The sequence below is a fragment of the Micromonospora jinlongensis genome (assembly GCF_013410645.1).
Taxonomy (GTDB): domain Bacteria; phylum Actinomycetota; class Actinomycetes; order Mycobacteriales; family Micromonosporaceae; genus Micromonospora; species Micromonospora zamorensis.
This window is the reverse complement of sequence record NZ_JACCHK010000001.1, coordinates 5,000,400-5,015,467: the sequence shown is the minus strand read 5'-3', so window position 1 is coordinate 5,015,467 and position 15,068 is coordinate 5,000,400. Positions and strand designations below refer to the sequence as shown.

Genomic DNA, 15,068 nt, shown 5'->3' with positions numbered 1-15,068 from the left:
CTACGTCACCAGACCCGCGCGGTAGGCGTAGACCACCGCCTGCACACGGTCGCGCAGGTCGAGCTTGGTGAGAATGCGCGAGACGTACGTCTTGACGGTCTCCTGGCTGATCACCAGCGTCGCGGCGATCTCGCTGTTGGACAGGCCGTCGGCGATGAGGCGCAACACCTCCAGTTCACGCGGGGTCAGCCCGACGTCGTCCGGGGTGCCCTCGGCGGGACGGATCCGGGCCGCGTACCTGCCCACGAGCTGTCGGGTCACCTCGGGCGCCAGCAGCGCGGCACCGCTCGCGACGGTGCGGATGCCGTGCAGCAGTTGGGCTGGCGGGGCGTCCTTCAGCAGGAATCCGCTCGCTCCCGCGCGCAGCGCCTCGTACACGTACTCGTCGAGGTTGAACGTCGTCACCACGAGCACCTTGACGGGCTGGGCCACCCCGGCGCCGGCCAGCAGGCGCGTCGCCTTGATGCCGTCGAGCACCGGCATCCGTACGTCCATCACGACCACGTCCGGATGCAGCCGCTCGGCGAGGTCGACCGCGGCGCGTCCGTCGCCGCACTCACCCACCACCTCGAGATCGGGCTGAGCGCCGATGATGGTCGCGAAGCCAGTGCGGATCAGCGCCTGATCGTCGCAGACCAGCACCCGGATCGGCGCCGTCATGACGGGTTACCGGTGGGAATGCGGGCATGCACGACGAAGCTGCCGTCCGCGTGTCGTCCCGCGCTGAACTCGCCACCCAGCACGCCGACCCGTTCGCGCAGTCCCGCGAGGCCGCGTCCGCTCCCGCCGGGGCCCCCGGAGTACGAGCCCGAACCTTCGGTGCTGACCTGCACAGTGGTCTCCCTCTCGCCGTGGTGGACGTGAACAGTGGTGCGGCTGCCGTGCGCGTACTTGAGGGCGTTTGTCAGCGCCTCCTGCACCACCCGGTAGGCCGCGACCTCGGCACCGCCGGTCGTTTCCGCGGGGCTGCCGTCCTCGGTGAACTCCACCGGCTGACCTGCCTGCCGGGCCTGCGCCACGAGGGCGTGCAGCTCGCCCACGGCCGGCGTACGCGGATCGGTGCTGTGGTCGGGATTGAGCAGGTCGAGCAGGTTCCGCAGATCGGTGATGGCCCGGCGGCCGGTGTCGGTGATGGCGGTCAGGGTCGTGTCGAGGCGATCCGGGGCGGTGGTCAGGTAGCGGGCCGCCTCGGCCTGCACGACCATCGCCGTCACGTGGTGGGTCACGACGTCGTGGAGTTCGCTCGCGATGCGGGTGCGTTCGGCGGTGCGGGCGGTCAGGGCGACGTGGCGGCGGCGTTCGGCTTCGACGGATCGGGTCTGTCGCAGCCACGCTCCGACGCCCCAGGCCAGGATGAGCAACAGGTAGAACGTGGCGAACCCGGTCACGCCTTCGGTCGCCCCCTGCCGGTCGAGAGCGACGGCCAGCGCCACGTATGCGGCGGAGGCCAGGACCATGGTGGTACGTCGACGACGTTGCACGTGTGCCCCCGCGCTCATCAGCGCGATGGCCAGCGCGGAGCCCGCAACCGTGTGATAAGCGCGGAGCTGGTCGAGCGCGAAGCCGACCGACACCAGGGCGAGGCAGAGGGCCGGCCACCGTCGGCGGACGGCGAGCGGGAGGCACTCCAGAGCGATCACCAGGACGGTCAGCGCGTCGAACGGACGACCCGGCAGGTCGCCGAGCTGCGTACCGTGGTTGCGCAACGCCGGCACCACCGACGCGAGAGCGAGCAGCAGCGCCACCGGGAGATCCCGGACCGTGACGGGCCACCGCCGCCACGAGTCCGGGACCGTCCGAAGGTCGATCATCAGGAAACCGTAGCCGGCACCGATTCGGCACCGGCCGCCTTACGGCGACGCGGGACGATGTGACCCCGACGGTGAGCCATCCACATGAACGCCACGGTCAGCGCCACACCCGCCGCCACCGTGTACAGGCTGCCCTCCGGCCCGAAGTCGCCGCCGGTGACCAGAGCCGGGCCCGACATCGTGGTGTCCAGCAGGCCCTCGGACTCGCCGTTCCCGGAGACCACCACGCTGAAGATGCCACCGGCGGCGAAGTTCCAACCGAAGTGCAGGCCGATCGGCACCCACAGGTTGCGGGTGGCGGCGTAGCAGGCAGCGAGCATGAATCCGGCCTCGACCGCGATGGCAACCGCGCCCCACAGGCTGGCGTCCGGGTTGAGCAGGTGCATCAGGCCGAACACCACTCCGGTCAGCAGCAGCGCGACCCAGGTGCCCGTGCGTTCCTCGATGACGCGGAACAGGACGCCGCGGAAGAGCAACTCCTCGGTCACGGCGGCGGCGGCCATGAACCCGAGCAGCGCCACCGCGCCGGTCACCGAGCCCAGCCCGTTGATGTCGTAGTCGCCGACGAAGGCGATGTTGACGATCACCGCCGCAAACATCGCGAACCCGATCAGTGCCCCTCGGGTGATCCGAGCGCCGGCTCCGGACCGAGCCAACTCAGTGACCGAGCGGCGCTCGGTACGCCGAACCACCCACCCGTAGACGAGGGCCGCGACCACGGCCGTCGACAGACCGAGGAGCAGGGTGAGCAGATCGTTTCCCTCCACCGCGGCGATGGCCTGGCCACCGACGAAGGTGACCGCCGCAACGGCCACGAGCTGCTTCAACAGGCGCATGATGGCTCCTTCAACGAGGTCCGCGGCGGGAGCGCTGCGGCCACGTCAAACGCTATGGAGCCACCGGTCAGGAATCGTCACCGTGCGGTGGACACTTGCGGGTAGCTCGCACGGGGGACAAGCACCCGCACAGTTGTTCGGGTCGGTCGCCCCACCCTCGTCACCTTTCGATCCGGCGATCGACGCGGACGGATGAGCTCGGGCAAAATCGGGTAGCGACCGCCCGTTAGGGTCACGTCTATGCGTCGACTGATCCCAGCTCTCTCGATTGCCCTCGCCGTGACCCTCGTCAGCGGCTGCGGCACCAATTCCGGCGACCCGGCGGCGTCCTCGTCCTCCGCCGCGCCCGCAGCGTCCAAGGTCGAGCCGACCGCCGCCGTCAAGCAGGGCATGGACCGCAGCCTCGCTGGCACGCTCACCATGGATGCCTCGGTCAAGGCCGGCAACCAGTCGATCACCATGAGCGGAAAGATGGACCCTGCCGCCCGCACGCTGCACGTGACCGGCAAGGCCCCGGAACCGATCGAGGCGCGGCTGATCGGGGATGCCGCCTACCTCAAGTCGGACTCGCTCGACGGCGAGAAGCCGTGGATGAAGATCGACCTCACCAAGCTCAGGCCGAACAGCTCGTTGCGCCAGTCCTTCGACCTGAAGTCGCAGACCGGCCTCATCGGCGGCGTCGTGTCCGCCCAGGAGGTGGGCGGCGGTCGGTACACCGGCGTCGCCGACCTGGAGAAGGCCGCCGCGGCGGCCGGCAGCGAAGCCGGAATGCGGGAGGGCCTCGAGTCGACCGCCAAGCTGGCGAAGGACCCGAAGACGGTCCCGTTCGAGGCGACTCTCGACGCCGACGGACGACTCACCGCGCTCTCCTACACGATCGCCACGAAGACGCTGGGTGACCTCGTCACCGAGATGCGCATGAGCGACTTCGGCAAGCCCGTAACGGTGGACGTGCCGCCCGCCAGCGAGACCGAGGCGGCGTCCGAGGAGATGTACAAGTTCCTCTGACCGGTCGACGGGTGGGCTGCGGGACACCCGCAGCCCACCCGCCATTGTCTGTGCGTCAACTCACAGCGCCGCCGGTAACAATCCGTTGGACCAGCCCGTCCTTGAGGCAGCACAAACCACAAGGGAGGGCACATGTACGCCGCCTATGTCACGATCACCATCCTCGCCTCGGTCTTCACCGGAGTCGCCGCCGTCACCTACCTGATCGGCCACGACTATCCGAAGGCCCAGATGGACATGAAGCGCCTGCCACGGGCCTGGATGCCACGGTTGGGCACGGCGTTGGCAGCCGGTTCGTTGGGGCTGCTGGCCGGGTTCGCCGTGCCGCTACTGGGGACACTCGCCGCCGCCGGCCTGGTGGCGTACTTCGTCGGCGCGCTCATCGCGCACCTGCGGGTGGGTTCCCGCCAGCTCGTGGGATGGGCGGTGTTCTTCTCCACCTCGGTGGCGGCGCTGGTCCTGAATCTCGTCCACCACTGGTGATCCGCCACGAGCCTGAGGACGCTCGGCGCGGTGACGTATCCGCTGCCAAATGGTCTTCGGCAGATCTTCGGTGTACCGCAGCCAGTCCGCTTCCTTTGATGTGTGCGCTCAGAGAAGACGAAGAGGCGCTCATCGAACCGTGATCACGATCCTCGGCTGGAGTAGGAGCGGGCGAGCTCGTCCTCGACGAAGGCGGGCTTGGCCAGCGTGAACGCCGGGATGGCCGCCACGAGGGCGACGGCGAGCAGAAACAGCAGCGGCAGGGTCCATCCGCCGCTGCTGTCGTGCAGCAGCCCGACGAGCAGAGGACCGAGCGCGCCGAGCGCGTACGCGATCCCCTGCACGAAGCCGCTCAGCGCGACGGTGCCGCCCTGGGTTCGGGTGCGTACGTTGATGAGTACGAGGCTGATGGGAAACAGGATCGAGCCCGAGCCGATGAGCAGCACCCAGAGCAGTGTGAGTGTCGCGGGCGCGAGCAGCAGGCCGAGGTAGCCGAGCACGAAGCTGGCGGTACCGGCGGCGATCAGCTGGCTGACAGCGCGCAGCCGCGCGACGAGCAGAGGTGCGATGAGCGCGATAGGGGCGCTGATGATGCCGGTAACGGCGAGCAGCACACCGGCTTCGGTCGGCGTCGAGCCAGCGATGTCGCCGAGGATCTCGGGCAGCCACGCGAAGCACGCGTAGGTAAGGATCGTGCTGGTCGAGAACAGGACGGTGATCGACAGGGCCACGCGTGACCGCCACAGTCGCGTGACGAGGGTGGTGGGCGGGGACTCGACGGCGTCGGCGTCCGAGAGTCGTCGGCGACGCTCCCGCGTGATGATGACGAGCCACGGAACGAGCGCGACTACCGAGGTCGCCGCCCATATGCCGAGCGAGAACCGCCATCCGACCTGCTCGGCGACCGGGGCGGCGACCGCGGCGGGCAGGGCCGTGCTCACCCCCAGGATGCAGACGTAGGTGGCAGTCAGCAGCGTTATCCGGTCGGGGAAGTAGCGCCGCACGATCGGCGGCAGCAGCACGTTGCCGATGCCCGTGCCGGCGAGCGCGACGACACTGCCGACGAGCAGCACCGCGTAGCCCGGGGCGGCTGCGCGCACGAGATGGCCGAGGGTCATGAGCAGCAGCGCCAGCACGATGCCGCCGTCGAGGCCGATGCCGCGGGCGACGCGCGGCGCGACGAACCCCGATACCGCCAGCAGGATCGGTGGCAACGTGCCGAGCAGCCCGACGCCGATGTTCGATATCGGGATGTCCACCCGGATGTCGCCGATGATCGGCGACATCACCGCAACCGTCTGGCGCAGGGTGAGCGCGACAAGCACGATGCCCAGCAGCGCGGCCACGCGTCCCGCCCACAAGGTAAGGGGTTTGACCGCAGGCATCCCCTTACCATAGTGCTCCAGGCGGGATCGCGATCATCACGGTTCGATGATTCTCAGCGCTCGCGGCAAGGCGGCTGACGGCTTGCGAGGGCTCGGTGGATCAGGCCGGCTCAGTCGTCGCCCGCTGACTTTGCCGGCGGGCTCGGCACACCGGTGCGCCTGGCAGCCTCACGGAGGCCCGCAGAGAAGCGCCAACGATGTCGCTTCCTGCGGAAGCGGTGAGGCCACGCGTAGTTCCAGATCAGGGAGGTGATCTACGTTTCGCCTGGTGCCCCCGGCAGGATTCGAACCTGCGACACACGGTTTAGGAAGGCGACAGCGGCAGTCTCACCACTGTGGCCGCCACCTGCACGCCTGGGATGTCTTCCGGTACTCCGCGTCAAGATCATTGCACGCACTCTGCACGAGGGCGCTGCGGACGCCCGAGGACGGCCGGAGGCCGCCCGCAGGGCGATCCGCAAGCGCGCCCACTCTGTATTGCAAAGATCATGACCAGTGTCGGCTGGCGTCGGTGGTTGCCGCCGGCCTGCTCATCTTGTCGCCTAGCGTCGACCTTGGGCTGGACCCGTTGGCAGGCTTGGCTGTAAGGATGGGCGTACAAGCCACGGCCTCTTCGTCCCGAACGCGGGTACGAGCCCCCGTTCCTTGCCGGCCGTTACCGTCTTGCACCGCTCAGCAAGGTTCTACTGCCAGCGTGTGTCGTCTGCGGCCAGCCACTGGTGGCCCTCTCGCTGCCTCCTTGCTGCCCCTCCACTGCACTCCGGGAAATCCTGCGGATAAGGGCGCCAGTGGCCATAGGCGGAGACACCGTGTCCGGCCGGATGACCGGCGAGGGCCGGAACGGAGGGCTTCGGTGCGTGGAGGCTTAAGGGCTGGGTGCGAGACTGCGGACCTTGTCCTCAACCCACTCGCGGGCAACCGGGTGCAGGAGATCCCATAGGATCTGTCGATCGTTTGGCTTGAGGTACTCGCCGTTGCGGAAGCGGCGCACTTCTCCGAAGGGTGCCCGGCCGGACCACCGCTTGTCTATGTACACTCGGGCGCCGTCAATCCACCATTCACGGGGTAACCGCCACAACAACCCGTCGCAGTAGTGGGCGGTGCCGCCGGGCTCCTTCTGCGGGTAGGGCAGATCGTTGAACACGATCAGCCCGGCGACATGCCCGTAGGATCCATCGGCGCGGTAGATCCATCCCACCGTGCCGGGTCCTATCCGATTGAGGTGGCAGGCGACGCTCCAGCTCCCAGGGTTGTAATCCCAGGTGAGCAGGTCGTACTCGCGGTGCGACACCTTTGACCAGGCAGACTGCGGTGTGGGATGAGGGTTGTTCCCTAGCAGTACATCGTTCAACCGCGCGTTGCTCAATGCTGCTCCTTTCATCCGGCTTCCAGCTGCAGGGCGATGTCGGCGAGGGCATCGCGACGAGCGCGGGAGCCTCAGCTCCCGGCTGTGGCGACCCCGTCGTCCGAAGGCGCAAGGGGTGCGAAGCTGGGCGTTACGCCGAGCACATGCACGGCCTTGTTACCGACGGTGACGGTCAGTTTGGGGGCTGCAACGGGGTAGACAAGTGTGCTGTGTTGGAGGCCCAGCCGCTCGCAGTAGGTGACCATCTGGTAGATGTCGCCGCGATCGGGAGTTGAGCCGGGCCACTTGTACTTGGCGTCGTAGAGGGCGACAAGCTCGTCACCGTTCCAGACGGTGGCGTCAGCTTCGGCAGTCTGGCCATCGTTCGTCAGTTGGAAGCGGTGGGGCGCGTCGACCCGATGCTCGGGCCACTGTTCGGCAAGCCATTGGCTGACGTAGGCCTCCCATACCTTCGGCATGAAGAACAGAAGTGAGCCGCTGGCGAGGCCGGTCGAGCGTGGTGCCAAAGACTGGGACCGCAGGATGGCTTCGGCGAGCGCAAGTGCCTGCTGGTAGCGGCGCGTGAGGTTGGTGAGCGTGATGCGCCCGACGTCCTCGGCGCGTATCGGTGCGCGAGTCACACGGACGAAAGCGGGCACCAATCGGGCAAGACGGGTGCTGACTTCTCGGGCCAGGGGGACCCGAGTGAGTGTGTCGAGTGCGACCGCGAGGGCCTGGTTGACGGGGACGTTAGTGATCAGGTGCCGGCCGACGGTGACAAGCCGGTCCGGCCGGGCGGCGAGACGCCCAAGGTGGTACGCGGTATCAAGGCGTCCCGGGTAGGGAGGCCGCTGGTGTCGGATCCGCTCGTAGCCCTTCGCGAGGCCCTGTCCGACGAGGGATTCCAGCTCGCGGGAGAAGGCCAGGGCGATTGCCTCGGTCAAGAAGGTCTCAGCATGTGCGTCGACCCGAAGTTTGTCTGCTCGGATCGGATGCCGGGCCGATCGGCGGATGAGTTCGATCACGTCCTCGAATGGGAACCGGCTGCGAAAGTCGATCCAGCGGCCAGACGGCAAGCCTAGACGCCCGACGTACGGCCCTGGGGTGACTTCATAAACGCCGGCCGCGTGGGTGGGGGTTAGTGCGTGAAGCACCCGGGCATCGGTCCGGTCGCCTGTAGCGGAGCGAACCAGGCTGAGGAGGTAGTCGAGGTCGCCCTGGTCGAGGCTTAGCTTGGTTGGGCGATACTCGATGACCTCCACAGTTCACGCCTCCTCGGACAGGAGCTTCGTTACCTGCGCGTCGAGCTTGTCGAGGTACGAGCGGTGCTCGAACCAGTACTCAGCCAGGTACGGGAGCAACTCGTAGCGCCATACGCGATACAGGCCCTGCGCCGTCCCGTCCTCGCCCATCCAGTAGGAGTGACCCGGCGAGAAGTCGGCGTTGTCCACTCCTTCCTGAACGATGTCGAAGAACTTCAAAACGAGGTCTGCCTGCTCGCCCCTGTCCGCGACTACGAGGTGACTTTCCAGGACGCCCTTGCTGGGGCGCATCTCGAAGGCGTGGAAGCGTCGACGGAGGGCGAAGTCGACGAGCGCAAGGCTCCTGTCGGCGGTGTTCATCGTTGCTAACACGACGACGTTGTCCGGGACAGAGAACTTCTCCTGCGAGTAGGGCAGCACCAACCGCTTGCCGCGGTACTCGAGGAGGAGCATCAGTTCGCCTAGGACGGCGCCGAGCTCAGCCCTGTTGATCTCGTCGATGATCAAGATGTAGGTGCCGTCCTTACCGCGGGCTCGGTCACAGAAGAGCCTGAACACGCCGGGCCGGACCCGATAGCTAACGCCTCCACCATCCGTCTGGGCCTCAGGTCGTAACCCTTCAAGGAAGTCTTCGTAGGAGAAGGAGGGGTGGAACTGGACAGTCTCCACCTCACCTGTGGCTCCTGCGAGGTGGCGTGCGAGCTGTTCGGCGACGAACGTCTTCCCGGTGCCGGGCGGACCGTAGAAGAGTGCCTGCCGCTTCTTCCCTCGGAGCAGGGCGACCCACTCCTCAAGCTGTTCCTGTGGCAGGTGGGTTGCGGCTGCAACGTCAGCCAGGGGGTACTCGTGTCGTTCTGCCTCTCCCGCGTACTCAGGCTCGTCGGCTGTGTCGGCAACCAACGATGCGATCTCCGCAGCGGGACTCGTCGACTCCTCATCGGCGGCGCGCGCCGCCTCCGACAAGACAGCGTCAATCTCCTGGGGCTGCAGGTTGAACTCCTTGGCGAAGTTCAGCGCCGCCTCGCAGTAGCGGAGGTACCGTTCGGACCCGCCGCCCCTGTTCTTTGGCTCGCTCAAGCGATGAAGTGCGACGAGCCCGCGGTGGGTGATCTGTAGCCACATGGCATACCGGGTCGGATCCCGCAGATACATCAGCATCGTCGGGTACGAACGCCCGGCGCCCGGGAAGGCTTGGGTCTCTCTAAGAATCTCGTCGACGTACTGGAGCGCCTCGCCCTCCGGGCGGCGCCATAGGCGATCCGTCCAATCGTTGAACTTGTCGAGGGGATCGACGAGTCGCTGCATGGCGGCGCCAACAAACGCGGGGCTGAACCGGTTGTGGCGCAGGACGCCGCCCCACTCGCCTGTGTTGAACAGCGCGCCCAGCGCCAGCGCCTGCTCGGCGCTCATCTTGCCGCTGAACTCGTTCAAGAGCTCACGAGCCTGCTGCTCCGCCGCCTGGCGCGAGCTGACCAGGGTCGGGCCGTAGACCTGCCGAACCCACGCGATGAAGGCCGGCGCGTCACTGAGCGGGGGTCGTGTAAGGGGCTGGTCCGCGGCCGCAACCTGGACCGGCTGCATCGCCTGCCCCGACGCCTCGTACAAGACCTTCAGGAGCTCGACCATCCGCTTCAGATCAGTACCCAGCCTCACACCGCTGGACAGGCTGCCGCGGTCGTAGCGAATCGCGAAGACATTCCCCCGCTCATACCCGCGACCAAGGCCCTCGTCCGCAAGATCGATCTTCGGGAGCAGCCCGGACTGGTCGTATGGGCTGCGTGCGAGCGTTGTGCGTGCCCAGTGAACACGGTCGTAAAGCTGCTCGGGCGGCCGCATCGTGAACTGGCCAGGCACTGTCGTGCCCTGGTTGAGGGAGAGGTAGACCGCGGAACCATCGAACGCGAACAGGTAGACGACGTACCAGCCATCGGTGGCTCTCGGTGAGCGCGACTTCGAATACACCCTTATCCAGGGCACCCGCGTCTTCAGCCCGGTGCCATCCCGCCCCTCGACCCGTAGATCGAAGGGAGGTTGGCTGAAGAGAGCGTCGAGCTCGGCTCGAACCAGTGCTGGTCCCTCCTGCCGCACGAGCACTCCCCGGCGCTGCATCTCGGGAGTGTTCCCACTCGACCAGCCCGGCTGAAGCCGCAAAATCTCATCAAACAGACGGCTTAGCTGGCGCTGATCCTCGTTGCTGTCGGTCATGGTCACTGAATGCTCCCCCACCACCTCGCGACGGACCTGCCTTGCATTGCTGTCCTAGTCGGCCGATATCAGCCGATGGGAGCGGCCCACATCTGCACCTACCTGATATCCAGTGCAGGTGCTCATTCCACCGCTGTGCCGATCTCGACGCAAGGCATGGTCAAGCTTTCGCCGGTGCCCCTGACCTGCTCGCCGCATCGCCTGCCACCGGCGAGGAACCAGGTCGCCCGTGGGTGCGCTCGACATCAACATCATTTGGGCAGTTGCGGGTGTACCTCAGTCGGCAGAGGACGCGCCAAGCGGAGCTCTTCAACATCACGAGCAAAGGTCGCGCCGCTTCGCACAGCTCTGCACCCTGACCCCACAGCCAACCTCTGATCCGTAGCTCTGGGCAATACAACCCCTTTCGGCCGTCTCCGCTGCAACACGGCCAATGACCGCCGGAGCAGGGTGGCTACAGGCGGGTAGGTTGCTGTACTTCCGTGCTGTACTGCCATATCGCTCGCGAGCCCTTACCCTCATCCGGGAAACTCGTTTCCCACCAAGCGCATGTCCGACCACACCGAGGTCATGCAGTGCTATGCGCTCTGCGCTGTCAACGCGGAGCGTCTCATTGCGCGGACTAACCCAGTCGAACCAAGTGGGCGATTTGTTCAGCAGCAATAAATGGGTCTTCGTGCTCCCAGACGCGAATCACCCTCCATCCGGCGGATCGGAGGGCTGTTGTTGTATTCTCGTCCCTTGCCTTATTCGCTGCAATCTTCGATGCCCAGAAGAATGAATTTGTTCGCGACAAGGTAAAGTGTTCTGGGCACCCGTGCCAGTAGCACCCATCAAGGAAAACCGCCACCCGCGCACGCGTAAAAACCAAGTCTGCTGTGCGCCGAAGGCTTGGCAGGGGCCGATAGTTCACACGGAACCGCAAGCCGAGCCCGTGGACCGCCGAGCGGAGCTTCAGTTCGGGCTTCGTATCGCGCGATTTGTTGGCCTTCATGCTCGCGCGAGTCGCGTCCGACGAGGCCCAGGACGTTGCCCTGCTCATTCGTCACCTCATGAAAGAAGTGCCTCGCGGGCGCCACGAGTGTGCTCTTGAACGAATCTCGGTGGAATCGCGTTACCGATCATGGCCGCAATCCGCTCCTTACCTGCAGCTGGAGCGAATTGATAATCCGGCGGAAACGACTGCAATAGCGCTGCTTCCCGCAGCGTAATCGCCCGGTGTTGTTCTGGATGAAGAAAGCGGCCACGGGAAGGATTGTGACAGCCTGTCGTTATAGTCGGAGCCGGTTTATCCCAAGCCATCCGGCCATAGACGTCCCGGAATCCGGTTGTCTTCTTGTGACATGGTAGCTGACGCGACAGGGCCAGGTCTGTCCTGCTTCCGCCATCGAGAGGGATGCTGCGGATTAGCTCGGTTACCTTTTGGCTGCGCCGCTCCGGCATGTCATGCAGTGCGTCGCCCGTGTTGCCTGGCACCGGGAGGTCGCCTATTGCATCTCTTACAGTGGCGACGGGTCGGACGATGAAACTCGAGAGTATCGGTCCGTCGCGCGAAACCAGAAGCACAAGCCGACGTCGCCTCTGCGGTACCCCATAGTCCGCGGCATTGAGAATACGGTAGCCGTCATCTGCTGGATACCCGAGTTCGATCAGCCCTTCAATGAGGTGAGTCATCCTTCGGTCGTCGGCCAACGCCGGGACGTTCTCAAGCAAAACCGCCTTTGGCCGCAACTCCCTGACGAACCGAAGGTAGTCGTAGATGAGGTCGTTGCGTTCATCCAGCACATCCCGTGTCCGGTTCAAGGTGCGCAAGTGCGAGAAGCCCTGGCAGGGCGGGCACCCGGCGAGGAGGTCGAGCTCCCCAGGCCGCAGGCGGACGCTTGCCAGCAGCTTCGATGCATCGAGTGTGCGGATGTCCGAATTCCAGAGCCGAACCTTAGGGTGGTTCAGGACGTAGCTTTCACCAGCAGCCCTGTCGAACTCGACTGCGCCGAGGACCCGGAAGCCACCATCCTGAAGGCCCTGCGTGAGACCACCAGCCCCGCTGAAGAGATCGAAGGCTGTCAGGCGGCGCCGGCTCCTCAGTCGACGACTGGGAGCAACATCGCGTGGCTGGTCTTCGACTGAGCCTGTCACAGGCGCTGTGGTCACGTTGACAGTCTGCCAGGACAGCCTCTTTTGCGCGATCACCCGCAGGCGGCGGTCGGAGGCACGTTCGGCCGAGGGGCACAGTAGACGGACGGCGCCGAGCAGGTGGCGCTACGGTCTGTTGAGGAAGCCTCTCACACCGTAATCTGGCAGCCATGACTGCCCCTCCACTCGTGCGCCCACGCGACTTCAGGATCCAGGTGATGGGTCGGACGCTAGAGCACCTTGGCGTCCAGATGTACAAGCGGCGCGACGCCGCACTCGCCGAACTCGTCGCAAATGCGTGGGACGCCGGAGCGACAGAGGTGTCAGTCACGCTACCGTACCCATCCTTATACGACGCCTCAACGAGTTCCGTAGTCATCTCCGACAATGGTCACGGGATGAGCGATGAGGAAGTCGAGGACGCGTACCTCGTCATCGGCAGGAATCGCCGAGCGGAAGGGCATGCCGAGACTGGTGCGCGGAAAGTGATGGGCCGCAAGGGAATTGGCAAGCTTGCCGGCTTCGGCCTCGCGCAAAGCATGCGGCTTGAAACCTGGCGCGAAGGCGTTCTAACTTCCGTAGCGATTAATGCAAGCGACCTCAAGACCGATGCGCGCAGCGTGGCTAACCTCAGCCTGCCCGGCGCAATCGGCCCCGTGCCAGACGAGATCCCCTTCGCGTCCGGCACACGGATTACCCTGAGCGGCCTTAAGCATGTCACCGCCATGGATCCGCAGGACTTGCGGCACAATCTGGCTCGGAGGTTCAGCCGGCTGGTCCGGGGTAACATGGCCATCATCGTGAACGAGCAACTAATCGATGACGCCCCCCTGACTTATACCCATCGTGAGCCGGCGGAGGGAGAGTCGGAGGAAAGGCTAGACGAGAGCTGCACGGTACGCTGGTGGGCCGGATTCAGCGAGACGGTACTGAACAAGGATCTTCAAGGTTTCGCCATTTTGGTAAGGGGAAAGACTGCGCAAGCTCCCCCTTTCTTCTTCAACGTGGAGAGCACCGCTTCGGGGCAGCACGGCACTAAGTACCTGACCGGTGTCATCGAGGCCGATTTCCTGGATGACGGCACAGATGATGAGAGTGATCGCATCTCGACGGATCGTCAGGAAGTGGACTGGGCGGACCCCGGCGCGCAGGCGTTGAAAAAGTGGGGCGACGCCCTCGTCCGCAGGCTCCTCATTCAACACGCCGATCGAAGGGGCAAGAGGGCGCAGGCCAAAGTCTCCCAGAACCCTCTCCTTTCTCAGCGTCTGGACGCGCTAGACAAGCCGTCACGCGAGCAAGCTAAGAAGTTCATCAATCAACTAGGTTCATCCGACGCCAGCTTGGAGAAGGTGGAACCTCTGGCCGATACAATCATCCGCGCATACGAGTATCGTCAATTCCACGACTACATCGAGCAGATTGACGAGATTTCGGATGACCCTGACGAGCTGGAACGAACCCTCGAATTACTTAGAGGATGGAAGGTTCTTGAGAGCCGGGCAGTTCTCGAAGTGGTTAAGGGGCGCATCGATATTGTCGATAAGTTCTACCATATGATCGTTGAGGACGCTCCCGAGACTGCGTCCTCGCTCAGTCGAGACAACATGCACGACCTTATTGCGGATTACCCGTGGCTGGTGAACCCGGAATGGCAGGTCTTCGCTGAGGAAAAGCGCATCACTACTCAGTTGCGTGAGTGGGGGACTGAGGACATTGCCGACCCCGAGGATAGAAGCCGCTACGACTTTCTCGCATTGGCTGGCGACGGACAGATCATTGTTATCGAGATTAAGCGCGCGGGACATGCAGTTGAGCTGAAAGACTTGCATCAGATCGATTCGTACGCCGGCAAACTGCAGCAAGCTCGCGATAACGTCCACATGGCGTTCATCACTGGCGACAAGTACGCCCTTCCCGATCGACAGCTGAGGAACTGGCGCGACCGGGATGACATCGACCTTTTGACCTGGCGCGAGATTCACGAGCGGACTAAGAGCTTCTATGAGCATTACCGTGCCGTTTTAGAGGGTGACGTTCGCAACGACGACTTCGATCGAAAGGCACGTGAGCTGGCTCGTACCCGGTCAGTGCTTGACACCGCTGCTTACCGGGGAACCGTGCGGAAGGAAGGGATCGGCCCGCAAGACGTGAACCACGAACAGTCATAGGCGCGAGGATCTGTCATCCCGTCCGCCGCCGACCCACACACCGTGGAGCGGGCCAGGGCCAGGGTGACAAGGTGGAGCGCCCTACCGGACGAACGACCTTGTCACCCTGGCCCTGGTCTGCTCGGCTTGCCTGGGTCGGCGGTGGACGGGATGACAGCCCCCAACCACCCACTCACCAAAACCGTTCGGCAACTTCATCCTGGAGTCGTCTGGCCCCGCCGGAGGCAGCTCTAACCCTGTCCCCTCCCTAACCTCCCGCCCTCCCACCTCCCTCCCCCTGCCCTAGGGTCTCAGCGACCCCTGGCCGCTGCACGGCAACTCCGGCTGCCCGTTTGTGCCTGCCGGTCTTCGCGCGCCTTCGGATCGCTGAGAACGGGTAGAGGCACGGCCGCCCGACCGCGGTCTTCCGGACTCGTCACCGGGTCACCTCAC

The 15,068-nt window shown here is 65.2% G+C and carries 12 protein-coding genes; 3 read left to right on the top strand and 9 right to left on the bottom strand.

Annotation, left to right across the window (positions count from 1 at the left end; translation table 11 throughout):
- The 3 genes from HNR22_RS22465 to HNR22_RS22455 are packed head-to-tail and all read right to left on the bottom strand — an operon-like array spanning position 1 to position 2,647.
- Entirely contained in the window at positions 1-660 is a 660-nt protein-coding gene (locus HNR22_RS22465; RefSeq protein ID WP_179782003.1) for a response regulator, read from the bottom strand.
- Positions 657-1,811, bottom strand: coding sequence for a sensor histidine kinase (locus HNR22_RS22460; protein ID WP_179782002.1), 1,155 nt, complete (start codon positions 1,809-1,811; stop codon positions 657-659). Before HNR22_RS22460 ends, HNR22_RS22465 begins: the two co-directional genes overlap by 4 nt.
- On the bottom strand, positions 1,811-2,647 hold the full coding sequence (locus HNR22_RS22455; protein ID WP_179782001.1) for a CPBP family intramembrane glutamic endopeptidase: 837 nt from the start codon (positions 2,645-2,647) through the stop codon (positions 1,811-1,813). The genes HNR22_RS22460 and HNR22_RS22455 overlap by 1 nt, the downstream gene beginning before the upstream one ends.
- A 240-nt stretch (positions 2,648-2,887) precedes the next feature.
- On the opposite strand from HNR22_RS22455, the gene HNR22_RS22450 reads away from it, so the two are divergent.
- On the top strand, positions 2,888-3,655 hold the full coding sequence (locus tag HNR22_RS22450) for a hypothetical protein (RefSeq protein WP_179782000.1): 768 nt from the start codon (positions 2,888-2,890) through the stop codon (positions 3,653-3,655).
- A 132-nt stretch (positions 3,656-3,787) separates the two neighbouring features.
- On the top strand, positions 3,788-4,138 hold the full coding sequence (locus HNR22_RS22445) for a DoxX family protein (protein ID WP_179781999.1): 351 nt from the start codon (positions 3,788-3,790) through the stop codon (positions 4,136-4,138).
- A 143-nt stretch (positions 4,139-4,281) separates the two neighbouring features.
- Here HNR22_RS22445 and HNR22_RS22440 read toward each other — a convergent pair whose 3' ends face one another.
- The 6 genes from HNR22_RS22440 to HNR22_RS22415 form a co-directional block, all read right to left on the bottom strand.
- On the bottom strand, positions 4,282-5,484 hold the full coding sequence (locus HNR22_RS22440) for an MFS transporter (RefSeq protein ID WP_343059928.1): 1,203 nt from the start codon (positions 5,482-5,484) through the stop codon (positions 4,282-4,284).
- Between the two features lie 904 nt (positions 5,485-6,388).
- Complete coding sequence (locus tag HNR22_RS22435; RefSeq protein WP_179781997.1) at positions 6,389-6,889, bottom strand: hypothetical protein; 501 nt, start codon at positions 6,887-6,889, stop codon at positions 6,389-6,391.
- Between the two features lie 71 nt (positions 6,890-6,960).
- Complete coding sequence (locus tag HNR22_RS22430) at positions 6,961-8,130, bottom strand: 5-methylcytosine restriction system specificity protein McrC (protein WP_179781996.1); 1,170 nt, start codon at positions 8,128-8,130, stop codon at positions 6,961-6,963.
- 3 nt (positions 8,131-8,133) lie between these two features.
- Positions 8,134-10,335, bottom strand: a complete 2,202-nt coding sequence (locus tag HNR22_RS22425) for an MrcB family domain-containing protein (RefSeq protein ID WP_246382635.1) — start codon at positions 10,333-10,335, stop codon at positions 8,134-8,136.
- Between the two features lie 622 nt (positions 10,336-10,957).
- Positions 10,958-11,377: a very short patch repair endonuclease gene (locus tag HNR22_RS22420; protein WP_281374178.1), complete on the bottom strand. Its 420-nt coding sequence runs from the start codon at positions 11,375-11,377 to the stop codon at positions 10,958-10,960.
- Between the two features lie 8 nt (positions 11,378-11,385).
- Complete coding sequence (locus tag HNR22_RS22415; protein WP_218906597.1) at positions 11,386-12,486, bottom strand: DNA (cytosine-5-)-methyltransferase; 1,101 nt, start codon at positions 12,484-12,486, stop codon at positions 11,386-11,388.
- 152 nt (positions 12,487-12,638) lie between these two features.
- On the opposite strand from HNR22_RS22415, the gene HNR22_RS22410 reads away from it, so the two are divergent.
- On the top strand, positions 12,639-14,636 hold the full coding sequence (locus tag HNR22_RS22410; RefSeq protein WP_179781993.1) for an ATP-binding protein: 1,998 nt from the start codon (positions 12,639-12,641) through the stop codon (positions 14,634-14,636).
- The last annotated feature ends 432 nt before the right edge of the window (positions 14,637-15,068 follow it).

Bases quoted from the DNA above. Each gene is read 5' to 3' on its own strand.
- HNR22_RS22425 (WP_246382635.1), bottom strand. From the start codon at position 10,335: ATGACCGACAGCAACGAGGATCAGCGCCAGCTAAGCCGTCTGTTTGAT.
- HNR22_RS22445 (WP_179781999.1), top strand. From the start codon at position 3,788: ATGTACGCCGCCTATGTCACGATCACCATCCTCGCCTCGGTCTTCACC.
- HNR22_RS22465 (WP_179782003.1), bottom strand. From the start codon at position 660: ATGACGGCGCCGATCCGGGTGCTGGTCTGCGACGATCAGGCGCTGATC.
- HNR22_RS22450 (WP_179782000.1), top strand. From the start codon at position 2,888: ATGCGTCGACTGATCCCAGCTCTCTCGATTGCCCTCGCCGTGACCCTC.
- HNR22_RS22455 (WP_179782001.1), bottom strand. From the start codon at position 2,647: ATGCGCCTGTTGAAGCAGCTCGTGGCCGTTGCGGCGGTCACCTTCGTC.
- HNR22_RS22420 (WP_281374178.1), bottom strand. From the start codon at position 11,377: ATGAGCAGGGCAACGTCCTGGGCCTCGTCGGACGCGACTCGCGCGAGC.
- HNR22_RS22460 (WP_179782002.1), bottom strand. From the start codon at position 1,811: ATGATCGACCTTCGGACGGTCCCGGACTCGTGGCGGCGGTGGCCCGTC.
- HNR22_RS22410 (WP_179781993.1), top strand. From the start codon at position 12,639: ATGACTGCCCCTCCACTCGTGCGCCCACGCGACTTCAGGATCCAGGTG.